The sequence below is a fragment of the Ornithinibacillus bavariensis genome, assembly GCF_050433565.1.
GTDB lineage: Bacteria > Bacillota > Bacilli > Bacillales > Amphibacillaceae > Ornithinibacillus > Ornithinibacillus bavariensis.
Genome location: NZ_JBNPWZ010000002.1, coordinates 398,738 through 422,788, shown reverse-complemented (window position 1 = coordinate 422,788; position 24,051 = coordinate 398,738). Strand labels below are relative to the sequence as shown.

The window sequence follows — 24,051 nt, the reverse complement described above, 5'->3', positions numbered from 1 at the left end:
ACTGTTAATAGATTAGTCATAATTCCCCCACAATCTAGGCAAGTATTAGACTCTTTTATTTCTGTGCCTTCAATGTTTTTTAATATTACTGATTCTTGCACTTTGCCGCCGCACTTAGGACAGTGCAATGCATTTCATCAAAGACAACGCTATTAGGACTATAGCCATTAGCCGATTGAATTGATTTGCTTATAGCCACACCGTCTAAAGTATCTGGTGTCGTTTCTGCTAACTCTTTCAATGCAGCAGTAGCTTTCTTTGCCTCACGTTGCACTGCTTTTAATCCTTTGATTGCATCTGATACATTTAGTATTACAGTGAAATCCCTACCTGTTGCAAAATCAACACCCATATGCGGTTTCTGATGTTTCTCTTTACTTAAAAACTTTATGCATTCGCTCGACTTATTGTCAGCCATGATCAACAAGCTCCTTTTAATTTTTTTTGGATATAAAAAAACACCTCGAAAGGTGCATATTTTAATATCCCTAGTTATTTAGATTGTTTTTTGAAGACAGCAAATCTTTTAATACTTCTGCCATAAAATAATCAAGGTTTCTTGAATAATAGTAAAAACTTCTAATTACTGTAAATAAAATAAAAAGATTTAAGAAACAGTAACCAACTGTATAAAGGCTAAAAGCATCTGTAATCATTGCAAAACTAACAGGTAAACAGATAATTAAACTAATCATAATTGAACCGAGGTCATGCTTCTTATTTAGTAAGTGTCTATATCTCTCCGCTAAGTAGTTCATTTTATATTCATCCATTTTTATTATATTAGAATGCCATAAATACTCAGTATAATAGTATTTTTTTAGTTTATTAGAGGGTAATTTTATATCAATTTTTTCTAGGACGTTAATAGTGTATTTAATATTATTCGCTCCATTATTAAGCCAAGATAAAGAAAAATAAATTTGGTAAATAATAAAACCTACAATTAAACCAATAACTGTAAAGATTAAAACATTGCTCAGGATGTTAGTTAATTGTAAATCAATATCGGTGAGTTTAATTCTTCCATCAATAATAAACTTTGTATAAACCCATAATAAAAACAACCATCCTGGCATACCCCATCTTATTAAATATCTGCTATCAAAATTCATTACCATTCCTCCCTATTGACTTAATTCGACAAAAGGAAGGAAATTCCTTCAATTAATTTCTTCTAATCGCTCCACCTTTACCGTGCTTATACGTATCTCGATTCATTCCCATAATCTCATGCCAATCGATTTGTTCCTTATTGTTCTCTATACGCTTATCCTTTTTGATTCACTTTAATTTCTCATGTTGTTCTTTACTTAGATGATTTGCTAGTTTCATAATATCACCTCAGTGGAAAAAGGCACCTCACCCTAAAATAGTGAGATGCCTTTATTAAACTTTCCTACAATACAACCATAAATTATTTATTTGTAAATGCTCTGCTTTTTTTCTGCCATTAAATTTCATTTAATAACTTAGTAGCAACTTCTTTTAACATGTCTAATACCTTTTTATCAATATTAAATACTTTCGCTCCTATATCATGAGCAATATATTCTCTATCGGTTAATACTTTACTCCAACATGTTTTAGGAGGCTGAATTCCCTTTCTAACACCAGAAATCAAATGTGAATCAGTCCGTCCTCCGAAATCGTCACAAGTTAAATCTATTATTTCCCCATATTCAGTCACCAACCAAGCATGGAATTCCCTCATTTTTGCTTCAGGTTTAAATTGAAAAAAGTTAGGATAGTATTTCCATTTAGAAGAACCAGCCACTACGTAACTTCTTATTTCAAATATCTCTAGTAGATATTTAGTTAAGTAGGATGAATATAAACAAAGTTCACCTCTTGGAAATCGACACAATCTAAATGACTCCTTAACTACACTTGTAATTAATTCTCTAAGGTGGTCCGGAGTTTCTCCCTCTTTAGGGTGCTTACAACATTCATCAAAGAAACTTCTTGAACCACAAGGGCAAACTCTTTTATGTCTCTTCTTTTTGTTCCGCACTTGTTAACACATCCCACATTAATTAATTTATCCCTTTGCATATATTAAAATTACCCATTTTTTATAGTTCGTTCAATTTATTACTACTTTAAAATTCTTTCTATTAAATTATGCACTTCTTTTTATCTCCCATTTGTCTGCCTTATACTTTTTTATAAATTATCAGCACTTACATTATATCCACATGCTTTTAAGCGCTTTACTAACTTTAACTTCCAACCATCAGAATTATCAAATTGAGTATAAAGTAAACCTGCAATATCTGACGGAATTTCTAATTGTCCTGAAGGATCATCTTTAACTATAGCAATAACATTTTTTCTACTTAATTTACCAATAAAATAACCAAGTTCAAGAATCACATTTTGTCTAGCTCTGTAAGCTCCTTTTTCAGGACTGTCTGACCTTTTATAACCAATGTCATCGGGAGAAAGTAAAACAATAGCAAATCTACAGTCGCTTGCATGTCCCTCGAATTTTTCTATAACTGTTTTTCCATCATCGTCTTGTTCACTTAGAATAATTGAATTCAATCCTATTTGATCAACTGTCCTAGCAACTGTTTGCTTTAAAGCTTCATCATGTCCGTGAACTATAAATACATTCTTTTCATTATGATTTACATTCATTTCTTCTTCTACAATAACTTCCTCGTCTTGATCACCAAATAATTCTAATTCCCTTTTCATTGCTTTAAAAGTACTAATATACCCTCTTTTCCCGTTTTCCCAAATAGTTCTGTCAAATTCAGGAGAAGAAGGATAAGCTAGACTATAAAACAAAGTTGAATTCATAGACCTTAAATAATCATTATTATGTTTAAAAACGTTTCTAATAATCATTTTTGCTTCTTCTGTAATTTCTTTTAAACCTTCCTCGTCATTAAACATAAGTGATTCAGTTCTTTGCAATAGTTCCTCTACTAATTCAATTGATTTTTTAGTGTTCATATAATCCCCCTTTTTATTAGTTACCCATATCTTATATTTTGTTGAATTCAACTAAAGGCTGAAAGCCTTGTCATTCTTAATTCTATCGTAATCTACTAAAATGAGTTACACAATACCTTTTTATGGTTAATTAATAGGGTTAAAGAACAAAAAATAAAGCTTACCCGTTTTCGTATAAGCTTCTAAATCCTAAATTCTTTCATTGCCTTGTCAATACTGTCTTGGTTAATTCCAATGTAGCGTAATGTAATATCTGGGCTAGAGTGATTAAATATCTCCTGTAGCATAGCTACGTCTTTTGTTTGCTTATAGAAATGATAACCAAACGTCTTGCGTAATGTATGTGTACCAATCTCTTCTAAACTAACATACTCTGCAGCTTCCCTTAGTATCTTGTATGCCATACTACGACCAATTGGCTTGTTTATGCCCTCTCTACTTTTAAAAAGAAACTCATGATCCTCTTTACCCTCAATATACTCTTTCAGTTCCCTCTTTAGCGCTGGAGTCATATCAATACGTTTATGCTTGCCTGTCTACATCTTCAAGTGGAATGAAATACATTACTTGATGCAGAAGCAACTAATTTAAATTTGCGAAGTAATTTTTGGTTCATTCTCTTCCGGATCCATAAGTAAAAACATTTTATATTTTTCTAACTCTCTCAACTGCATCCCTTGTAGCATCTTTATCAATAGTAGGTAGTCTAAATGACAACTGCTGCATAATTCTCCACTCCTTTACTTCGCATTTCCCTCTTCTGTTTAGTAAATCTATGTTTCCGAAGAATTGAATCATCTCCTATCGATTAACAAATTAGTAAAGTTCCTCATACAATATTTTTAAAATTGGAGTTGATTATCATGGTGAAATGGATTAATGTTTCAATGTCAAAACATCAATTAAAACTTTTTGATGGAAGCACCCTTATAAAAACCTATCCTATTGCTGTTGGAAAAATAGTGTCGCCTACTCCTTATGGATCTTATAAAATAATTAATAAACAACCTAATCCAGGTGGACCATATGGTGTATTTTGGATGGGCCTGTCAAAACCTCATTACGGTATACATGGGACAAATAACCCATCTTCAATTGGTAAGAATGTTTCTCATGGATGTATTAGAATGTATAACCGAGATGTTTTGGATTTAGCATCTAGAGTCCCAATTGGTACTGATGTTGTTATTCGTAAATAACGAAAAGGGTTGTGCCCCATGCTGTAAATTTATTACTCACCCCAAAACCAATGTACCTCCAATTGTCAGTAACATTAATAACAAACAACGCAACCACACGCACCTATATCATGAGAATCTATTGTTCAATTCTATTTCATCCAGTTCTTCACGTAGTTGTATAATTTTAAGTTCTGCCTTATACCATTCTTTGTTCTTCTGAGGCTAAATACGTCTTTTCCTAAAAACCCTCTCAATTCTTGGTCTTTTTCTTTATGATATAAAGGTCTGGATTATCCTTTTTGCATACCTACTTTTATGTTAGACAAGCAGTTTAACGTAACAAGAAAAGATATTATGAATGTATTTCATGTACAATTCATTCAACTTTACATTCATGCGATTTGAAAAGCATTAAAGCAAAATAATTTATGAGAAAGGGATTATTAATATGGACAAGTGCTTTTAATCGATTCCAATCTTATAATTACAGTAGAAAAGTGAAATACTCTGATGGCAAAGTGTAGGCAAAATAAGGATTATAACATAATAAAGCGATTCCTATACTTCTAAGGAATCGCTTTATATCAATGTTTATGCTGATGATTCCGATTGGGCTCGAACCAACGACCTCCACCCTGTCAAGGTGGCGCTCTCCCTGCTGAGCTACGGAATCATGTTATTATACATGTTTAGTATCTATTATTATATGGAAAGGATCAAAACCTGTCAATCTAGAAAAGTTCATTAATAGGACATGCATTGACCTCCATCTGTCCTTGGTGGAATTCATCGTTAAAATCATGTAATTACCTAGTATTAGCATTTTAATCCGCAGTATTACTTTCTATATATTCTATTCCTTTATATTAATTGTTATTTTTTCTAACCTATTGACTCCCATTTTATTCGACACTCGAAATATATCCTTGGAACAATATCGATTTATCCGATATAATTATAATCATCTAATATATTACGATAAAAAGTTTCATTATTTCGACAACGGGGGTTTACTTTTGTGAAAACGGTCTTTTCTTTTTTAAAGCCATATAAAATTGGTGCAATTGTCGCATTCAGTCTGATGCTTATTGAACTTGCCGTGGAACTACTACTTCCTTTCTTTCTTGGCAAAATGATTGATGATGGCGTACTAAATAAAGATTTAGGTAACATCGTTATGTGGGGAAGTATTATGATTGGGCTTGCACTTTTCTCATTTATTTCTGGATTGACTAATTCCTTTTTTTCATCCCACGTAAGCTGGGGGTTTGCACATGATATTCGGGAAAGGCTGTTCCGAAAAATCCAGGAATTTTCCTTTGCAAATTTGAATCACTATCAAACATCCCATCTTATGACACTCTTCACCAATGATGTACGCCAGGTTCAGAACACTATTTTCATGGGGCTGCGAATCATGGCCAAGGCACCATTACTAGCAATAGGTGGCGTGATTATGGCATTTGTCGTCAATCCAAGATTAGCGATTATTTTCCTAATAACCGTTCCACTTTTAATAGGATTCCTATTATGGGTATTAAAGTTTGCCTCTAAAATGTTTAACCATGTGCAAAAAAGCATCGACAATGTGAATCAAGTAATGCAGGAGAACCTTGCAGGAATGCGGTTAATCAAAGCTTTCTTCAGACGCGACTTTGAGGAAGAACGCTTCCAGGATGCGAATACAAATCTTCGTGATGTTACGAGAAGAACTTTTCGCTTTATAGAGGCATCTATGCCTGTTCTTCTTTTTGTCATGAACTTAAGTATTATTGTGATTCTCTGGATTGGGAATAATCAGTCCCTAGCTGGTACTACAGAAGTTGGAGATGTGGTAGCTACTGTGAACTATGCGATGCGTGTAGCAATGGCAATTTCAATGTTTTCATTCATTATTATGGCGATTTCACGTACGAAGGCATCTTCTGAACGAATTAGCGAGGTACTGTTAGAGGAGGTTGATCTATTAGATCATAACGATGCAGACATGAACCAGATAGTAACAGAAGGAAAAATTGATTTTCGGGATGTATCATTTCAGTACCCTACTTCTGATTCACCTGTATTATTCAACGTAAGCTTTACCGTATATCCCGGGGAAAAGCTAGCAATTATTGGTGCAACTGGATCAGGTAAGTCATCCTTATTTCAACTGATTCCAAGACTATATGATGTATTAGACGGTGAAATTCTTATTGATGATAAACCAATCACTTCCTATCGATTGGATACATTACGCAGGAGCATTGGCTATGTTCCACAGAGTCCGATCTTATTTAGTGGTCCGATCAAAGACAATATCTCTTGGGGAAAAGACAATGCAACAGAGGATGAAATAATAAAAGCAGCAAAAAATGCGCAAATACATGATACCATTATGGAATTACCTAAACAGTACGAAACACAAATTGGTCAAAAAGGGGTAAATTTATCTGGTGGTCAAAAGCAGCGAATTTCTATTGCTCGAGCATTAATTCGGAAACCTAAAATCTTAATGCTAGATGACAGTACTAGTGCACTGGATTTAGCGACTGAAGCCCGATTATTAGATGCTATTCAGGACGACTTGAATACTCTATTGATTATTACACAAAAGGTTTCAACCGCCATGAACGCAGATCGAATTTTGTTATTAGATGAAGGAAAAATTTTATCAATCGGTACACATGAAGAATTAATGCATGAGTCCGAATTTTATCAGAGGATTGTTGAATCCCAATTTGGAAAGGAGCTTCCACATGTCCATTAAACAAGCGCTTAAACATCCTTTTCAATATAAAAAAATACCAATCAAATCGATATCGGAAGAAGTCACTAAAAAACGAGCAAATGATGCGGTCGGTACCATAAAGCGAGTTTGGTCTTATTTAGCTAGAGAAAAAGCAAAATTATGGCTCGTTATTTTAATGGTTCTCATCAGCTCTGCTATGAGCTTACTCGGTCCATTTATGGTTGGTAAGGCAATTGATAGCTTCATTGTTACGAAGGAAGTATCCGGACTTGGTTTATTAGTGATTGGTTTGATTACCGTCTATATATGTCACTCCCTTTCTGTCTTTCTTCAAAGCTTTTGGATGATCGGAATTGCCCAAAATACCGTGTACGATTTGCGTTCTGATTTATTCCGTAAATTCCACCGTTTACCAATCGCATACTTTGATAAAAGACAGCACGGTGAATTAATGAGCCGTGTAACCAATGATATTGATAACGTCAATAATACGTTGAATCAATCTGTTATCCAAGTGTTTTCTAGTATCATTACTCTAATTGGAACTATCGCAGTTATGCTCTATTTAAGCCCACTTCTAACCATCGTAACCATGTCCATTGTTCCAGTCATGTTTGCTGCTACCCGTTGGATTACTAGACGTACTGGTCCATTGTACAAACTTCAGCAAAAGCGCCTTGGAGAGCTCAATGGTTATGTGGAAGAAACCATTTCCGGACAGCATGTTATCAAAACATATTCCCAAGAGGAGCGTGTTATTAACGAATTTGAGAAAAGGAATAAAGATCTAAATCATTCTGGGTTCTGGTCATTAACGATATCTGGCTTTATTCCAAAGGTAATGAACATGCTTAACTTTTTAAGCTTTGGTATGATTGCGCTGGTTGGTGGAGTTCTTGCATTAAATACAGAATTAGTAACTGTTGGGGTAATTGTTATCTTCACCGAGTACGCGAGACAGTTCACCCGACCATTAAACGAGCTCTCTAACCAATTTAATTTACTTCTTTCTGCAGTAGCTGGTGCGGAGCGCGTATTCCATGTAATGGATGAGGTAGAAGAAGAACTAGATGAAGATGGAGCAATAGAGCTAACTCATACAAATGGGCATTTTTCCTTTGAAAATGTGTCATTTGGGTATGAAGAGCACGCTACATTATCTAATGTGACCTTTGAGGCGATTCCAGGTCAATCAGTTGCCTTCGTCGGACATACTGGAGCTGGTAAAACTACCATGATCAATCTGATTTCCCGTTTTTATAATTATGACAGTGGTAGAATTACATTAGATGGAATTGAGTTAAAGAATATGAAACGTTCTAGTCTTCGGTCTCATATGGCTTTCGTTTTACAGGACTCCTTCCTCTTCCATGCTACGATTCGTGAAAATATTCGCTACGGCCGTTTAGATGCGACAGATGAAGAGGTCGAAAATGCAGCTAAGAAAGCCAATGCACATGATTTTATTGAACAATTACCAGAAGGCTATGATACCGTTCTAGACCAGGACGGTAGTGGAATCAGTCAGGGGCAAAAACAATTATTAACAATAGCAAGGGCCTTTGTTGCAGAGCCTTCTATATTAATATTAGATGAAGCTACTAGCAATATTGATACAATAACCGAACTAAAAATACAAGAAGCTTTAAAGGAATTGATGAAAGGGAGAACGAGCTTCATCATTGCCCACCGCTTAAATACCATACAGGAAGCAGACCAAATCATTATGCTAGAGCATGGGCACATTTTAGAAAAAGGAAGTCATGAAGAACTACTGAACAAGAAAGGACATTACTACAACCTATATAAAAGCCAGCTTCGTGAAGTTGTTGGTAGTTAACATTACAACTCCCCTATTTTCATGGTAAACTATGGTTATGAAGCTAATGAGGTGAGTTAAAATGGGCAGAAAAGGAAAAATGCTTGAAAGAGAAATTACTAGTAATTATTTACATGAAACAATTACACTAAAAATCTATTTGCCAGAATCTTTTTCACCTTTGTATAAATACCATATCTGTATCATGCAGGATGGCAATGATTATTATCAGCTCGGTAGGGTTGCTACATTTAGCGACCGATTACATGAGGAAGCTGAAATTGAAAATACAGTTTTTGTTGGAATTCATTATAAGGATCGGTACGATCGATTAAAAAAGTATCATCCAAAGGGTGAACAATATGAAGCATATACGAAGTTTTTAATTAAGGAGGTTATTCCATTATTAGATGACTTCCTTCCTACCTATCATATGGGGGGAACTCGTGCTTTAATGGGAGATTCACTAGCAGGTACTCTCGCTTTACTAACGGCAATCCGATATCCAAATACATTTGGAAAAGTCATTATGCAGTCTCCGCTTGTGGATGACATCGTACTAGAAGCTGTTCAAAATGCAAATAAGATACAGGCTTTGGATATTTATCATACAATAGGTACAGCTGAAACGAATGTAGAGACAACTGAAAAGCCAAATGTTGATTTCATAACACCTAACAGAAAGCTGAAAGAGCTTTTAGATGAAAAAGGGCTCACATACTTCTACAAAGAGATACCTGATGGCAAACATACTTGGAAGTATTGGCAAGCAGATATGACAAATGCCTTGACATCCATTTTCGGAAATTAATTACAATATTGTTTAAATAGGTAAAAAAACACTTTTCTTAGCTTATTTTTTATTATAAATTAAGAGAAATCATAAACAATAATTAAAATAAACTGTAGGAGGTATAACATGAAATACGGTATTGCAATTTTCCCTTCCAAAAAAATTCAAGATGAGGCAAACTCATATCGTAAACGTTATGACCCGCACTACCCATTAATTCCACCACATATTACAATTAAAGAGGCATTTGAAGCAGATGATGCATTAATCGACGAGCTAGTACCGGAAATGAAGCGCATTGCTAATGAAACAGAACCGATTACAATTCGTATCAATAAGGTTAGCTCCTTCGTTCCAGTAACGAATACCATTTACTTGAAAGTCGAACCAAATCAACAGCTTGATGGTCTTTATGAGAAGCTACACTCTGGAAAATTCCCACAAAATACGAAATATACATTTGTACCGCATATTACGATTGGGCAAAAATTACTTGACGATGAATACTCTGATGTTTTTGGTCGTTTGAAAATGAGAAACTTTCAATTTGAAGAAATAATAGATCGTTTCCAACTTCTATATCAGCTCGAGAATGGTTCATGGACAGTATATGAATCTTTTGTATTTGGAAAGGAATAAGTATGGACATAAAAATAACACAAAATGCTAAAGAAAAAGAACATGCATTTCGTATACGTACCCTTGTATTTGTGGAAGAACAAAAGGTACCAGTCGAAGAAGAAATAGATGAATATGACAAAACTGCAATTCATTTTGTAGGCTATGAGGATAATAAGCCTATTGCTGCAAGTAGATTGCGTTTTGTTGAAGAATACGGTAAATTAGAGCGTATCTGTGTATTGAATGAATTTCGTGGAAAATCATATGGTAAGGAAATTATAGCTGCAATGGAACAGATTATAAAAGAAAATGGCTACAAAAGAGCCAAGCTAAATGCCCAAACACATGCAGAAGGCTTTTATCAAAAACTAGGCTACAAGACAGTTTCCGATAAGTTTCTGGATGCTGGTATTCCTCATGTGACGATGATAAAGGAATCCTTATAGTTTTATAGTACTGCCCCTTCTTTACTTTCCGAAGTAGAGAAGGGGCAATATTTTTATCGCCAATTTGAAATGTATGTTTTACCATATTCCGGTCATCCTATAAGGTGAAAGGGGACGCTGTGAAGTGCTTTCATATTGGCAAATGTTTATAGAGTCAGTCTTTGGATTTTTTATCCTGTACTTTCTAACAAAAGTACTTGGAAAAACGCAAATATCGCAACTTACTCCGTTCGATTTTATTTCCGCCATTATATTAGGTGAACTAGTAGGAAGTGCTCTATTTGAGGAAAAAGCAGGTGTTCTTCACATCGGCTTTGTCATATTGATATGGGGTGGGTTAATTTATTTCGTTGAAATGATCACCCAAAAGTTTAAAAGAACACGTTTTTTATTAGAGGGGTCTCCAGAGATTATTATCCGTAAAGGTAAGCTCATTCGCAATGTAATGGCAAAAAACAAGCTTGATATTAATCAACTACAACATCTTCTTAGAGAAAAGGATGTATTTTCGTTAAAAGAAGTTGAGTATGCAATACTAGAAACAAATGGTGCTATCTCCGTATTAAAAAAATCTGATTATCAAACTCCGAACAGAAAGGATATGAAGCTTGCCCCTCAACCAGTACAGCTCTCCACTACATTAATAAATGATGGTGAAATAATTTATGATAATTTAGAGGAAAAAAATCTAACAGAGCAATGGCTAATAGAACAACTGAAAGAACAAGGTTATGATGATGTTAACGATGTCTTTTATGCAGAATATATGAAGGATGAAGATTTGCTAGTATTACCTTTCGTCAATCGGAAAAACAGGAATAAATAAAACTCCCCCTAAGGTAAAAACAATTTTTTTTCTATCTTCCTTAGGGGAAGCATATCGATATTCGCTGTTATATCATCTAGTTATTCGAGTACCTCGAACCTTCCTTTGTAAGCTTTCCTTAATTCGGATGGCCTTATTTAAGTGTAAAAAGTTATGCCTAGTCCCCGGCATTAACAGAAGGCCAGCAATTGATTTCTTACCCCAATATTCAGCAATACCGCTCGCCTCAGGTAATAGCGCACCTTCCTGATACAAGCGATTTACATGACTAGGTTCAACTGCCCTATTTAAATCTTCTGGTGTTAGTGCTGAAATAATGCGACGCGTTTGTAATCCTACCCTATCTCTGTAGACTAATAATTCATCTAGGTCAATGGTGGAGCTTAATCGTGCTATATCCTTGTCAACCATTTCATTCCCGCTATGATACACATGAATATTCAATTTAGATGGCCAATCTTCTAGCGTGTATACCTGTTCTTTATCAGCTACTAAAATATTCATTGTCATATCCTCTACTCTCGTTATGTGCCAAAGATGCCATGCGATGGAATTTTTAGTATCTGGGTTAGAAACCGGGAACCTTCGAAATGTTTCCACGTCTAAACCATTTAACAGATTGTCTTGTAAGGTCGAATAATTCCAGTCTAATTGATTTATTTTTGATGAATGTAACCAACTATGCTGATAATGAAACAACTGAATAGCCTCTAAATGATATTCAGATTTTTTAAGAAGTTCTCTTAATCGTTTATGATTGTTATTCCAGTCTTTACGTTGTAATTTATCGATGGCTAGCACCCCTTATTACTCTATTTTTCTAATAAGCATTAACTAACATTCAATTCTTTTATTTTCCCAAGGTATAACCTTCCCTTGCACGCTTAATATCAAAAGAAAACTCATTAAACAGTTCTCCAAAAGGAATTGTTTCTTTCTTTGCTACTTGTAGTCGATTATTACGATGATAGTGTCTTCCTAAGGCTACGCCAATTGGATAATCCTTCTCATGTGCCGCAATTAATGGATCAGCATATTCAGAATCGAATATTCTTAATAAAAAATCTGTACGTAAGATGATTTGAATTTCCCCTAAGTGAGAAAATGGACCAGCTATATTCAGATTTCTTGATTTGATAAACCCATGCCTGTCCTCTAAAGTAGTAGCTCCTGCAAGCTTATCATCAATAGCAGCAAAGGAAATATTTTTTATCCGTGATAAAATAATTGCACCAAAGCATTGAATACATGGTTCCATCGTCGAATAAATCGTTGCACCAGACAGTTTTTCATAATCACTTGTTTTGACTTGAACTAATACATTCATTTCTGCATGAGCGATTCGACAATCACATAACTGTCCTTCTGGTGCAGTCAGTTCATGTACCCTATTCCTACCCTCTAGAAAAATTTCTCCTTCTGAATCAACAAGAACCGCACCAATTGGTATAGAACCATGACAATATGCTTTCCACGCTTGTAAGAAGCACCTTTTCCAGGGTTCACTTAATTCGTTCCAATTCTCCATAATATCCCCCATTATTTATTTATTTTAAATCATCTTAACATAAAGAAATAAAAAAAGGACTATCATTTTTTAGACAGTCCAGTTATAACTTTTCATTGAAAAATTGCCCAATCCCAGTAATATCGGAATAAACCCTATCCATATTTGGATAGGAGAGAATAGCCTGTTCTTCTTTAGTAGAAGGAATATGGTTTTGTTGACTCCTTTTTTCTTCCTCACTTCGAAGCTCTTCATAAGTAGATTGCAAAATGGCACGATATGATTTTTTTACAGAAGATACTGTTCTCTTTCGCGTAACCATTCGTCTTTGATAATCCGCATATTCATGTTGTTGAATTGGTAAAATATATCCCATATCCATACCTCCTCAACCTTTATTTAAAATATTCGTATTTCTCCTACAGTTTATGACTGTCCAAATAAAATTACCCTTCCATCTTCTTTTCTAATTCTCTTATCCAATACTCTATATCTCCAATTGTCTTTAGATAACGTCTATTCCATTCATCCATATCTTTTTCAAAAGCAAGCATTTTCTTTTCTGGCTGTTGAAACCATTTTTCATTCCGTTCAAGGTGCTTCTCGATAATGCCAAGATTTTTAATTAGTTTATTACGATCCATGGGGTGTTGTCCCTCCTCGCTTTAAAAAAATGCAGCTATATAAGCTGCTATGGGTATGGGATATGGTAAGTTTGTTGCTTCATATGTTAAATCCAGGAGAAAGGTCTTCTGTCGCGTTCGTCGTCTCCATCGCGTTCGACACTCACTGACTCTCTAATGCTTGACTCTAAGCGCTCCTCTTCCCTCTCACGTCTAAAGCCCCCAAAAAAAGGATCATGTCGTCTTTTCGTCTCAATAATGACATTTTCCGCTTCAATTACTAGGTCTTTAACACGAATAACCTTCTTATTTTCAGACATCTATGGTCACTCCTTCATAAGAATTTGCTCGCTATTAGTCTATGAAAACTACCCAAATGGGTATAGTCAACTGCCCTATATTTTCACTATTTTTTTCTGTAAATACGTTTTTTTTACATTAGTCGAGAATAGAATATTGTACATGTGCCCACACAATATGCCTTTATACACATATTCTATTAAAGACAATAAGTCAATAAAGTAATGAAAGGAGAAATGTTTCATGGGTTGTGGCCATGGTAGAGTAGAAGGAAGAGAAAATGATTCCTGCGTATGTGAGATTCTTCGCGATATTGTCGATGCTCAAAACGATGTATTTGAAAACTGCTGCGAAACTAGCTGCGAACAATCAATCAATGATTTATTAGGCGAAACAAATCCTGGAAACGGATTGGATACAGTTCCTGTAATCCTATATTGTGCAGGTGACTGTAAGCCGTTTAAAGGATTTGGGGCGAAACGTGGTAACGGGTTAGGTACAATTGGCGACATAAAAGCAAGCTTCATTTTCCGTGTGAAGAGTGTAACAGAAGAATGCTGTGCGGTTCTAGAATTATTGCTTGATCCAGATGACCAATGTGATTGCGAGCACTTAAAAGATCCTTGCGATCAAGAAACTGATAATCTACAAAACACTGGCATTTGTATCACGGTAGACCTAGATTGCTTCTGTCATGTAACTTGCTTACCAGCTATTAGTGTATTTGATTGATTAGATTATACACCATGGAAAGCTCGACTTTCCATGGTGTCATTTTTTTAAAAGCCTATAAGCTGAATTCCCTTAACATCCTTAATACTAATACTAGTAGTCGGCATCCTACGACCTACCTGCATTATAATATGGTCTTCTTGAAAATCCTTGATAATCCCTCGATATTTCTTTTCCTCTGTAATAACTTCACATCGCATTCTTGGTAAATGATTTGGTGTATTGATGAAATACATCACCTTTTCCAGAATTGACATGTCTCTAAATTTCTTTTTTTCATTATTATCTTTATTATCCTGTGGTTCTATCGGTATAGGTGATTCTGATGGTTCTGCTGGTGTACTATTTCCAGTTAAATCCTTGTTACTTGTATTCTGTGCTGAGTTAGCAAGATCATTTGCATTTGGGGGAGCTTCTTTTAAGTCATGTACAATATCCTTTGATATAGCACTTATATTCGTTCGTTGTTTCGTTGGCTTCGGATATTTTTTTACCGGTTTCTGGACAGACTCTATCTTGTCTTCCTTTTTAGGTGTTCTATACGTATGTTGCATAGGGGCACTTGGTCTAATAACAGTTGGTTGATGAATATACATTAATGGCTCATTCGCAAACTTACTACGTTTTGTCACGATATACTTTCTCCTCTCTAGAACATTGATCAACATAGTATATGAACGAGGAAAATGAATTGTGTTATTTGCCTATTAGATCATTTTAGATGCTGAGAGAATAATTTTATGTAAATAGCAGCCATCTTGTTTTTTCTATTTTAGCTTAGAGATATCCTCAAGCCTTTCTCCCGTATTTTTTTACGTTTTTAACTACAGATGATTTTTTCCGGCTTCATGAATATCATTCTCTGGATTAGATCTTTATCTAAAGAAATACAAAAAAGCCCCTCATCACTTTGAAGGACTTTCCTTTTTCATATACAAAATAGTTACTAACTACAATAACAAATTCATAAAGGTAGTTGCTAAACCAAAATATATTAATACAGAAATAATATCATTAATTGTTGTAATGAATGGTCCTGATGCTACTGCTGGATCAATTTTCATCCGATACATAACAAGTGGAATTAAGGAACCAGCTAAGGTCGCGATAACTAAGGTAGTCATAATAGATAGGCCAACTAGTAAGCCTAGGTACAGGTTATGTTGCCAGAGGAAAATCACGATAGCGATAATAATGCCACAAACTGTTCCTGTAATTAAGCCGGTACCTGCTTCACGAAGAATTAACTTTAATTTACCATCTTCCTCATACTCCCCTGTCGCAAGACCTCTTACAGCTACCGCTAATGCTTGGGTTCCTGTATTTCCTGCCATTCCGCCTATCAATGGAATAAAAATGGAAAGAATTGTCACCTTACTTAGAGTTTCTTCAAATTGCCCTATCAAACTTGCGGTCAACATTCCTAGAAATAATAATATAATTAACCATGGCAACCGCTTCTTTGCAGCGATGAATGGGTTTGTATCAGGCCGATCCACATCAGAGATACCTGCCAATTTAGAATAATCCTCACTTGCTTCTTCATCAATGACATCTAAAATATCGTCTACGGTAATAATTCCTATTAGATGACGCTGAAAATCTACAACGGGTACCGCTAGAAAGTCGTAGTCACGCATCATCTTTGCTACATCTTCTTGATTTTCTGCAACCGACACATTGAATACATTCTCATTCATGATGGATTCTATATTCGTTTCATCATCTGATATAATTAAGTCACGTAAAGACAGTACACCGACTAATTTTTTGTCATCGTCTATGACATATAAATAATAAATTGTTTCTGCATCTGGCCCATCTTTTTTTAATTGAGCCATTGTATCTTTTACCGTTTGAGTTTTATAAACGGAGATATACTCCGTTGTCATAATACTACCCGCTGTTTTTTCTTCGTAATGGAGTAAATCCTTAATCTCATCTGCTTCTTCTACGTCCATAATCGTTAAGAAGCTTACCACCTTGTCTTTCTCCATCTCATTCAAAATATCTACGGCATCATCTGTGGCCATTTCAGCAAAAATCATCGATGCAAATCGTGGATCCATTTCAGAAAAGAAGATTTGTGCGTCTTCTAATTCGATATGCTCCATAATCCCAGCAACTTCTTCAGGTGAAAGATAGCTATAAATACGCATTCGATGGGTTGCTTCTACTTCCATGAAAAATTTTGCCTGATCATAGGGGTGTAAATCCAAAAAGTATTCTCTAAATCCTTCTAGATTTTCATCGGTGAGAAATTGTTTGATTTTTACTATGTTTTCAACTTTTAGCTCTTCCATATTTTCCATGGCGCAACCTCCTTCATATTTACTATAATAGTTATACCATACCCCAACAAATTGTTCAGCTAACATTTGAATTAAATGGTATAATAATATAATGCTTTTAAAACTTAAAAAAAAGCAGGAAATCGTGTAAACTTATATATGATAAGAATAAATAGAAAGTAATGATACAAAATGAATACTAATAAAAATAACATTGATTATACATTAATTTCAATTATATTGCTTTTAGGCGTTGTTAGTGTTTTTACAATTGCTACAGTAGAGCCCACACTTCCCGCGAAATTAGCAGAGCAGCATTTTCTTTTAAAACAAATCATTTGGTATATTGGTGGGGGCATTATTATTGCCCTCATTATGTTAATCGATTACGATCGTTTCCGCCAGTTAACTTGGATATTCTACGGAATTGGAATGATTATGCTACTCATGCTCTTTTTTCGGTTTCCAGGAAGTATTATTATTGAAGCCAATAATGCTGTGAGCTGGATTGCTTTCCCTTTGCTTGGTACAATCCAACCTGCAGAATTTATGAAGGTTATATTAGTATTAGCCTTTGCGCACGTTATGTACAGCCATAATAATAAGGTTGTGGAACAAACGGCTAAGAGTGATCTTTGGTTACTTGCTAAAATGGTTCTATTGGCTCTACCTCCTATGGCATTAATTGCAGTACAACCAGATTTAGGTGGTTTCCTTGTTCTATGTGCTATAGCTGGAGCAATGATTCTAGTCTCAGGTATACGTTGGCGTCTAATATTTTTCATTCTATTAGTTGGGCTTGGAGTAATGGGAATTATCATTGCTGCTTACTTTATTTTTCCAGATACTGTTGCTGTCTTTCTGAATGAATCCGTCTTTAAACACGTAACCAGCAGATTTTATGGGTGGATTTATCCCGAACAATATTCAGATTCTGGATTCCAGCTACTTCGTGCAAAAATGGCCATCGGTTCGGGGCAACTTTTTGGTAAAGGCATTGAAGGAATGCAAGTTTCTGTTCCCGAACGTCAAACTGACATGATTTTCACCGCTATAGCTGAACAATTCGGTTTTATCGGCTCTAGTATAGTTGTTACCTTATTTTTCTTGTTAATTTATCGACTAATCCATATTGCCATCCAAAGTAACGATAGCTATGGAAGCTATATTGTTACTGGAATCGTCGGCATGTTTTCCTATCAAATCTTCCAAAATATCGGAATGTCTATTCAGCTTTTACCAATCACTGGACTTCCACTACCTTTCTTAAGCTATGGGGGAAGTTCGACATTAACGTATCTTATTGCAATTGGTTTAGTACTCAATATCCATTCTAGAACGAAGAAATATATGTTTGAATAAGCGAGAATAGCACATACTATTCTCGCTTTTCATATAGAGGAGGCTACTGGAATGAAAATTGATGTTATAGGTGATGTGCATGGTTGTTATGAAGAACTTTGTATGCTCTTTGAAAAATTAGGCTATCGTAAAGAACAAAGAATTTATTTACATCCAGATGGAAGAATTCCTGTATTTGTTGGAGATATAACTGACAGAGGCCCTGCTTCACTACAAGTTATCCAGCTCGTTTATGAAATGGTTGTAACTCAGAGGGTTGCTAAATATGTACCAGGAAATCACTGTAATAAGCTTTATCGATTCTTTTTAGGTAATAAAGTAAAACAACAGCATGGACTTGAAACAACCGTAGCAGAATTTGAGCAACTTAATCCGAAAGCGAAGTCCAATATACGGCAACAGTTCATCCAGCTATATGAAGAGGCCCCACTTTATTTACAATTGAAAGAAGTAAATGCTGTTGTTGCACATGCAGGAATAAAAAAGCGTTATATAGGACGTTACGATAACAAGGTTAAGACCTTTGTTCTATATGGGGATATAACTGGTGAATTTGATGCAAAAGGTAAGCCTATCCGTCGTGATTGGGCACAGAAATATGATGGAGATACATGGATTGTATATGGCCATACTCCTGTTCTAAAGCCAAGAATCGTACGGAAAACGATTAATATTGATACAGGATGTGTATTCGGTAATATGCTTACCGCTTTTCGGCTACCTGAAGAAACTACTGTCTCTGTTCCATCGAATCAACCGTTTGTCGAGGAAAAATTTAAATCCTTTCCAATTAATTAATTTTTAACTGGAAAGGATTTTCTTCATATCGTCAGGTATTTCACTAGTAAATGCTAGCCATTCTTTTGTTTCAGGATGTTCAAATTGAAGCTCACAACTATGTAATGCTTGACGATTGATTTTATCCAAGCTTCCACCGTATAGGTCATCGCCAGCTAGTGGATATCCTATATACGAGAAGTGCACCCGAATCTGATGTGTTCTCCCAGTTTCTAGTTGAATAGCAACTAAGGCATATTGTCCGTCATCTTTAACAACTTCATAATTGGTAATAGCGCTCTGTCCATCCTCGCGTACTGTTCTTTCGATTATGGAATCAGCTTTCCGCCCAATATTTGCATGAATAACACCTTTAGTCGGTTTTGGAACTCCTTCCACAATTGCAATATATTTTCGTTTTACCCGACCTTGTTTTTGTCCAATCGATAATTTAGAGTGACTATAGCGATGCTTAGCAATTAGTAATAAACCAGAAGTGTCTCGATCCAATCTGGTAACAACATGTACCGTATAGGGTAGTCCCTGCTTTGCATAATGAAATAATACCGCATTTGCAATGGTTCCTGTTTGATGATGTAATGACGGAATCGTTGCCATTCCTGCTGGTTTGTCTAGTACAAGTACAAAGTCATCCTCATATACAATTTGAATGGGAATATCATCTGGGAGCATATGATTCCCTTTCTTTTCATCAGGAAACTTAACTGTTATCCTATCACCATGTTTAAGCTTGTATCGTAACGTAGCAGATTTACCATTAACCAATATCTCTCCACCATCGGATATAATGCTTTTTAGAATTCGTCTAGAGAAGCCCTGTTCTTCACGTAAAAAGTCACGTAAAATCATTACATTTTCTTTTTCAAAGGTCCATTTCATGAATACGCTCACCTTTTGTCCTGAATAAATGAGTCGCGCACTCGATTCCAAAAAGGAAACGGTCTAAATCTCGCAAAACGAATTTTTTCCTTTGCTACCCGACATTGAATAGACTTTACATTGGTGTAGTTGTGTGTAATATGGTCTATCGTAATCAGAAAACTCCGATCCACCAAAGGCTTTAATAGGCATGTATGATGCTTTGGTAGAATAAGTGGTGATCCAATCGTTCTGAACACTCGATTATTGATGGATGCCATTTCTGTTAATTGAATTGCTTCAAGAGAAGGGTGTATAATCCCCCCACCAAGTGACTTATTATAGGCAGTGCTCCCAGATGGGGTAGAGATACATAAGCCGTCACCTCTAAAGGTCTCAAACCGTTCTCCTTTTATATCGACATCGAATACAACAGATCCCTCCGTTGTTTTTATCGTTGCTTCATTTAATGCTAGAAAGGAATCCACTTGACTACCAGTTTTAGAACGAATGATTACCTCTAGTAAAGGGTACTCTACGATTTGGTAAGGAGTTTTAGCTATTTCAATTACTAACTTTTCTAGCTCCTCTGGTACATAATCAGCGTAAAAGCCTAAGTGTCCTGTATGAATACCAATAAAAGCAGTCTGGTTCAATCGATTTTGATACCGATGAAATGCTTCAAGAAATGTTCCATCTCCCCCAACTGAAATAACTAAATCTGGTTCCTCTTTATTATAATTTAGATTAAAATCAATTAAATGCTGCTTCATTTTTAACTTAATTTGATTCGATCTGTCGTCACCTTTAGAAACTATTTTAAAATTCATATTCTACCCCACCCTATTACTGCAATGTTTTCTATTTCCGATAAAAGATACGCTGTGCTTCCTGGATTTCAGTCTTAATTTTTGACATTTCCTCATCTAGCATAAAGGCTGCTTCTGCAGCAAGATGTAGCCTAGCTTTAATCTCAGCTGGAATCCTACCCTTATATTTGTAATTTAGTGAATGTTCATTCGTTGCCCAGAAATTCATAGCTAATGTTCGAATCTGGATTTCCGCAAGTACAACCTTATTTCCGTGTATCGTTTCGACGGGATACTCAATAATCATATGATAAGATCTGTACCCACTCTCTTTTTCGTTAGCTATATAGTCCTTCTCCTCAATAATGGTAAAGTCTTGTCTTGATCTAAGCATATCAACCACTGTATAAATATCATCTACAAATTGACAAACAACACGAACACCAGCTATGTCCTGGATATCCGTCTCAATTCGATCAAGTGGAATCTGTCTCTTTTCTGCTTTCTCTAGAATACTTTTTACAGGCTTAACACGTGCCGTAATAAATTCAATTGGCGAATGTCTAGCTTCATATTCAAACTGGGCTCTCATTCCCTTTAATTTTACCTTTAATTCTTCTACTACCTGTGTGTATGGCGCAAGTATTGCTTCCCAATTCATCAAAACACCACCTAGTTAAATACATGATTCGTCCTTATTCTACCATAATTATAATGGATATTCTTTGCATATTTCCAATTCATTGGCCATAATCAATATAATTACCGATTTTGTCGGAGGTTACCATGACACAGGAAATAGAAATTGAATTTAAAAACCTTTTAACCAAACAAGAGTATTTAAAATTGTTGAACCACCTTCCGTTTCCAAAGGATGGGCAAAAACAAATTAATCATTATTTTGAAACGATTGACTTTAAATTAAGGGAACAAAATTCAGCACTGCGGATACGAGAAAAAAATGGAACTTACCAGCTTACATTAAAGGAGCCACATCAGGATGGTTTATTAGAAACACACGATGACTTAACCCAAATGGAAGCAATGCAGTGGATGAACGGGAATCCTATTGCTAAATTGTCCACAAGTAAACGGCTATTGGAATTAGGAATAAGAGTTGAAGAATTGAAACCATTTGGTAATTTGACAACCATTCGGAGAGAGTATAAAGAAGATGGGATTATCTTTGTCTTAGATCAGAGTTTCTATCATAATCAAGAAGACTATGAATTAGAAATTGAAGCAAATAATCACAACTCTGGTTTACAGGCAATAAATAAAGTATTAAACGATTGGAATATTACTAAAAAAGATACACCCAATAAGATTGCTCGCTTTTTCATGAGTCTCCCGTAGCCTGCTCATCCAATCAGATAATTTGCTCATGTATATTTAATGTTGCTAAAATGTAAACAAATATTAAAGGAGTAAATTACGATGACACCAGGAACAATATATGAAGCAATTGGTGGACTTGAAACAATAGATAAATTAGTTACAGCTTTTTATAAACGTGTTGCAAAACATCCCTTACTGATCCCGATTTTCCCAGAGGATTTAACAGAGACAGCAAGAAAACAAAGTCTGTTCCTAACCCAATTTTTTGGTGGACCAAGACTTTATTCAGAGGAACGGGGACATCCAATGATGCGTCGTCGACATTTACCATTTGAAATTACACCATCAAGAAGAGATGCCTGGTTAGAATGTATGGCCGAAGCTTTGACAGAAGCTCAAATCGAAGAACCTTATCTTACAGCTATATTTGAAAAATTGACCATGACGGCTAATCATATGATGAATACACCTGAACCATAGAAAGGAGAATCAATGTGAGTTGGGAACGCACTGTGCTAATGAACTCACAGAAAGAAAACACATCGCCCGAATATAGTTGTTTTACAGCAAAAAAACCGATAGAAATATACGTATTTATTGATCCTATGTGTCCTGAATGCTGGTCACTTGAACCATATTTAAAAAAGCTTTCTATAGAGTATGGCAGGTTATTTACACTACGCCCCATTATTTCCGGCTCATCCAAACCGCTAAATCATGGAAATTTTGATCGACCAAAGAAGTTAAAAGAGATTTGGGAAAGAACTGCTTCCAGAACAGGTATGAGCTGTGATGGTGATTTGTGGATAGAAAATCCCATTCACTCTCCAATTACTGCTTATTTAGCGATAAAAGCAGCGGAATTGCAAGGGCTTCGTTATGGCAAAGCTTTTTTACGAAAGGTACAAGAGTATTTATTTCTAAAAAAGAAAAATATTTCGGATAAGTCGGTGCTGATGGAGTGCGCTAAAGCAGTAAAGCTTGATTTACAAGAGTTTAAAGCTGATTTATACGCTGTCTCAGCAAAAAAAGCACTACAATGTGACATTAAACTAGCCCATGAAATGGAAATAGATTATATGCCTACGATGGTTTTCTTTCATAAAAATATTGAGGAGCAAGGAATCAAAATATCTGGACTCTATCCTTATGATATTTATGTACGTGTATTAAGTGAAATGTTAGATCACACACCAATCCCATCTCAACATCCGCCACTTGAAAGCTTCGTTCGACATTATGAGGTTGTTGCTTCCAAGGAAATATCTGTTGTTTATAATTGGTCTATTGAAAAAGCCGAAAGAGAAATGAAGAAGCTTCAATTAAAACAACTAGTTGAAAAAATACCAGCTAAACATGGTACCTTTTGGCAGTATGTTGGGGAAAAAAATAGCCATCATTAGTATGTTATTGTAGAGCCAAGGGAGTCTCCCATTGGTTCTTTATTATTTTAAGCACGATTAAAAACTAAAAACAAATAAAAAAAACAGGATATACGGGGCAGCGTATATCCTTATTTTCTCTTTTCTTTGTATATAAACAAAGGGGGATGGGAGAAAGTTTCATGATCAAACAAAGGGGTTTTGTTTGTGATTCATCTCACATATATAATATATCAAGCTAAAAGGAATTTTTCAATGACTTTGCTCATCAGTTCATAAATCTGTCACTTCTAATCCATATTCCTGTAACATATACATTTAAAAGACTACTATGCTTTAAAGAAGGAGGCTCGACCCATGCGTGAGTTATTACCCTATCTATTTATTATCATAACGTTTTTTGCTTTTCTATTAAATTTATTCGGGCTAATGAAGCTCATTCCCCTCTACTTTACACTACCAATATTATTCTTCTGTATTTACTTTACTATCTTCTTGTTCGCGCATCGAAATAAATATCGTGGGAGAATGCGGTAGAGTTTATTTGGATAAATTTAAATAAATCTATTGGGAATCTCAGAAATAGGGGGATATTCCAAATTTCCAGCTAGCCCACAATTTCTGAAATTATCAATTACCTAAATTGAAAAAGGATGACACGTAGTCATCC

General features: G+C 35.3%; 28 protein-coding genes, 1 tRNA gene and 1 pseudogene. 14 read left to right on the top strand and 16 right to left on the bottom strand.

The features are described from left to right. Nucleotides 1-85 precede the first annotated feature (85 nt). The 5 genes and pseudogenes from HNR27_RS06015 to HNR27_RS05995 form a co-directional block, all read right to left on the bottom strand. Nucleotides 86-418 carry a hypothetical protein gene (locus HNR27_RS06015; protein WP_429339107.1) on the bottom strand — a complete coding sequence of 111 codons (333 nt, stop codon included), beginning with the start codon at nucleotides 416-418 and terminating at the stop codon, nucleotides 86-88. 70 nt (nucleotides 419-488) lie between these two features. Further along, a complete protein-coding gene (locus HNR27_RS06010) occupies nucleotides 489-1,115 on the bottom strand; it encodes a BA5345 family protein (protein WP_429339106.1) in 627 nt (208 codons plus the stop codon). A 338-nt stretch (nucleotides 1,116-1,453) separates the two neighbouring features. Then, nucleotides 1,454-2,014: a hypothetical protein gene (locus HNR27_RS06005; RefSeq protein WP_429339105.1), complete on the bottom strand. Its 561-nt coding sequence runs from the start codon at nucleotides 2,012-2,014 to the stop codon at nucleotides 1,454-1,456. 152 nt (nucleotides 2,015-2,166) lie between these two features. Then, complete coding sequence (locus HNR27_RS06000; protein ID WP_429339104.1) at nucleotides 2,167-2,964, bottom strand: TIR domain-containing protein; 798 nt, start codon at nucleotides 2,962-2,964, stop codon at nucleotides 2,167-2,169. Between the two features lie 182 nt (nucleotides 2,965-3,146). Next, nucleotides 3,147-3,500, bottom strand: a pseudogene (locus HNR27_RS05995) (tyrosine-type recombinase/integrase); the annotation flags it as partial. 327 nt (nucleotides 3,501-3,827) lie between these two features. Between HNR27_RS05995 and HNR27_RS05990 the strand changes: the two are divergent. Then, nucleotides 3,828-4,163, top strand: a complete 336-nt coding sequence (locus tag HNR27_RS05990; RefSeq protein WP_429339103.1) for a L,D-transpeptidase — start codon at nucleotides 3,828-3,830, stop codon at nucleotides 4,161-4,163. Nucleotides 4,164-4,745: 582 nt separating this feature from the next. Here HNR27_RS05990 and HNR27_RS05985 read toward each other — a convergent pair. Continuing rightward, a tRNA-Val gene (locus HNR27_RS05985) sits at nucleotides 4,746-4,818 on the bottom strand. A gap of 345 nt (nucleotides 4,819-5,163) precedes the next feature. On the opposite strand from HNR27_RS05985, the gene HNR27_RS05980 reads away from it, so the two are divergent. The 6 genes from HNR27_RS05980 to HNR27_RS05955 all read left to right on the top strand — a co-directional run bounded on the left by HNR27_RS05980 (nucleotide 5,164) and on the right by HNR27_RS05955 (nucleotide 11,381). Then, nucleotides 5,164-6,894: an ABC transporter ATP-binding protein gene (locus tag HNR27_RS05980; protein ID WP_429339102.1), complete on the top strand. Its 1,731-nt coding sequence runs from the start codon at nucleotides 5,164-5,166 to the stop codon at nucleotides 6,892-6,894. Then, the gene (locus HNR27_RS05975) at nucleotides 6,884-8,716 is read left to right on the top strand and encodes an ABC transporter ATP-binding protein (protein ID WP_429339101.1); all 1,833 of its coding nucleotides are present in this window, start codon (nucleotides 6,884-6,886) and stop codon (nucleotides 8,714-8,716) included. The genes HNR27_RS05980 and HNR27_RS05975 overlap by 11 nt, the downstream gene beginning before the upstream one ends. A 61-nt stretch (nucleotides 8,717-8,777) precedes the next feature. Further along, nucleotides 8,778-9,506, top strand: coding sequence for an alpha/beta hydrolase (locus HNR27_RS05970; RefSeq protein WP_212919305.1), 729 nt, complete (start codon nucleotides 8,778-8,780; stop codon nucleotides 9,504-9,506). Nucleotides 9,507-9,614: 108 nt separating this feature from the next. After that, the gene (locus tag HNR27_RS05965; protein WP_212919304.1) at nucleotides 9,615-10,127 is read left to right on the top strand and encodes a YjcG family protein; all 513 of its coding nucleotides are present in this window, start codon (nucleotides 9,615-9,617) and stop codon (nucleotides 10,125-10,127) included. 2 nt (nucleotides 10,128-10,129) lie between these two features. Beyond that, entirely contained in the window at nucleotides 10,130-10,555 is a 426-nt protein-coding gene (locus HNR27_RS05960) for a GNAT family N-acetyltransferase (RefSeq protein ID WP_212919303.1), read from the top strand. A 124-nt stretch (nucleotides 10,556-10,679) separates the two neighbouring features. Further along, a complete protein-coding gene (locus HNR27_RS05955) occupies nucleotides 10,680-11,381 on the top strand; it encodes a YetF domain-containing protein (protein ID WP_429339100.1) in 702 nt (233 codons plus the stop codon). A 72-nt stretch (nucleotides 11,382-11,453) separates the two neighbouring features. On the opposite strand, the gene HNR27_RS05950 is transcribed toward HNR27_RS05955, so the two are convergent. From HNR27_RS05950 to HNR27_RS05930, 5 genes are all read right to left on the bottom strand, one after another. Further along, nucleotides 11,454-12,182 (bottom strand): DinB family protein, encoded by a 729-nt coding sequence (locus HNR27_RS05950; RefSeq protein WP_429339099.1) that lies wholly within the window; start codon nucleotides 12,180-12,182, stop codon nucleotides 11,454-11,456. A gap of 49 nt (nucleotides 12,183-12,231) precedes the next feature. Next, on the bottom strand, nucleotides 12,232-12,909 hold the full coding sequence (locus tag HNR27_RS05945; RefSeq protein ID WP_429339098.1) for a nucleoside deaminase: 678 nt from the start codon (nucleotides 12,907-12,909) through the stop codon (nucleotides 12,232-12,234). 82 nt (nucleotides 12,910-12,991) lie between these two features. Continuing rightward, complete coding sequence (locus tag HNR27_RS05940) at nucleotides 12,992-13,264, bottom strand: hypothetical protein (RefSeq protein WP_212919300.1); 273 nt, start codon at nucleotides 13,262-13,264, stop codon at nucleotides 12,992-12,994. Between the two features lie 70 nt (nucleotides 13,265-13,334). Continuing rightward, on the bottom strand, nucleotides 13,335-13,532 hold the full coding sequence (locus HNR27_RS05935; protein ID WP_212919299.1) for a hypothetical protein: 198 nt from the start codon (nucleotides 13,530-13,532) through the stop codon (nucleotides 13,335-13,337). Between the two features lie 86 nt (nucleotides 13,533-13,618). Beyond that, nucleotides 13,619-13,831, bottom strand: coding sequence for a hypothetical protein (locus HNR27_RS05930; protein ID WP_212920068.1), 213 nt, complete (start codon nucleotides 13,829-13,831; stop codon nucleotides 13,619-13,621). Nucleotides 13,832-14,054: 223 nt separating this feature from the next. Between HNR27_RS05930 and HNR27_RS05925 the strand changes: the two genes are divergently transcribed. Beyond that, a complete protein-coding gene (locus HNR27_RS05925) occupies nucleotides 14,055-14,543 on the top strand; it encodes a CotY/CotZ family spore coat protein (RefSeq protein ID WP_212919298.1) in 489 nt (162 codons plus the stop codon). A gap of 47 nt (nucleotides 14,544-14,590) precedes the next feature. Here HNR27_RS05925 and HNR27_RS05920 read toward each other — a convergent pair whose 3' ends face one another. Together HNR27_RS05920 and mgtE are read right to left on the bottom strand one after the other, a co-directional pair. Then, nucleotides 14,591-15,175: a CotO family spore coat protein gene (locus tag HNR27_RS05920; RefSeq protein WP_212919297.1), complete on the bottom strand. Its 585-nt coding sequence runs from the start codon at nucleotides 15,173-15,175 to the stop codon at nucleotides 14,591-14,593. A gap of 318 nt (nucleotides 15,176-15,493) precedes the next feature. Further along, nucleotides 15,494-16,855: a magnesium transporter gene (mgtE, locus tag HNR27_RS05915; protein WP_212919296.1), complete on the bottom strand. Its 1,362-nt coding sequence runs from the start codon at nucleotides 16,853-16,855 to the stop codon at nucleotides 15,494-15,496. Nucleotides 16,856-17,026: 171 nt separating this feature from the next. On the opposite strand from mgtE, the gene HNR27_RS05910 reads away from it, so the two are divergent. Further along, nucleotides 17,027-18,196: an FtsW/RodA/SpoVE family cell cycle protein gene (locus HNR27_RS05910; protein ID WP_212919295.1), complete on the top strand. Its 1,170-nt coding sequence runs from the start codon at nucleotides 17,027-17,029 to the stop codon at nucleotides 18,194-18,196. Between the two features lie 51 nt (nucleotides 18,197-18,247). Continuing rightward, nucleotides 18,248-18,994, top strand: a complete 747-nt coding sequence (gene prpE / locus HNR27_RS05905) for a bis(5'-nucleosyl)-tetraphosphatase PrpE (protein WP_212919294.1) — start codon at nucleotides 18,248-18,250, stop codon at nucleotides 18,992-18,994. Nucleotides 18,995-18,997: 3 nt separating this feature from the next. Here prpE and HNR27_RS05900 read toward each other — a convergent pair whose 3' ends face one another. Genes HNR27_RS05900 through yjbM form a run of 3 tightly spaced genes read right to left on the bottom strand, consistent with a single transcriptional unit; the run spans nucleotide 18,998 to nucleotide 21,322 of the window. Next, complete coding sequence (locus HNR27_RS05900) at nucleotides 18,998-19,873, bottom strand: RluA family pseudouridine synthase (RefSeq protein ID WP_212919293.1); 876 nt, start codon at nucleotides 19,871-19,873, stop codon at nucleotides 18,998-19,000. Nucleotides 19,874-19,881: 8 nt separating this feature from the next. Further along, nucleotides 19,882-20,682, bottom strand: coding sequence for an NAD kinase (locus tag HNR27_RS05895; RefSeq protein ID WP_212919292.1), 801 nt, complete (start codon nucleotides 20,680-20,682; stop codon nucleotides 19,882-19,884). Between the two features lie 31 nt (nucleotides 20,683-20,713). Next, nucleotides 20,714-21,322: a GTP diphosphokinase gene (yjbM, locus tag HNR27_RS05890; protein ID WP_212919291.1), complete on the bottom strand. Its 609-nt coding sequence runs from the start codon at nucleotides 21,320-21,322 to the stop codon at nucleotides 20,714-20,716. A gap of 125 nt (nucleotides 21,323-21,447) precedes the next feature. On the opposite strand from yjbM, the gene HNR27_RS05885 reads away from it, so the two are divergent. The 4 genes from HNR27_RS05885 (at nucleotide 21,448) to HNR27_RS18050 (ending at nucleotide 23,918) form a co-directional block, all read left to right on the top strand. Beyond that, nucleotides 21,448-22,017 carry a CYTH domain-containing protein gene (locus HNR27_RS05885; RefSeq protein WP_212919290.1) on the top strand — a complete coding sequence of 190 codons (570 nt, stop codon included), beginning with the start codon at nucleotides 21,448-21,450 and terminating at the stop codon, nucleotides 22,015-22,017. 81 nt (nucleotides 22,018-22,098) lie between these two features. Then, nucleotides 22,099-22,479: a globin domain-containing protein gene (locus tag HNR27_RS05880; RefSeq protein ID WP_212919289.1), complete on the top strand. Its 381-nt coding sequence runs from the start codon at nucleotides 22,099-22,101 to the stop codon at nucleotides 22,477-22,479. 14 nt (nucleotides 22,480-22,493) lie between these two features. Then, complete coding sequence (locus HNR27_RS05875; protein WP_429339097.1) at nucleotides 22,494-23,402, top strand: ClpXP adapter SpxH family protein; 909 nt, start codon at nucleotides 22,494-22,496, stop codon at nucleotides 23,400-23,402. A 336-nt stretch (nucleotides 23,403-23,738) separates the two neighbouring features. Next, complete coding sequence (locus HNR27_RS18050) at nucleotides 23,739-23,918, top strand: hypothetical protein (protein ID WP_488168369.1); 180 nt, start codon at nucleotides 23,739-23,741, stop codon at nucleotides 23,916-23,918. Nucleotides 23,919-24,051 lie beyond the last annotated feature (133 nt).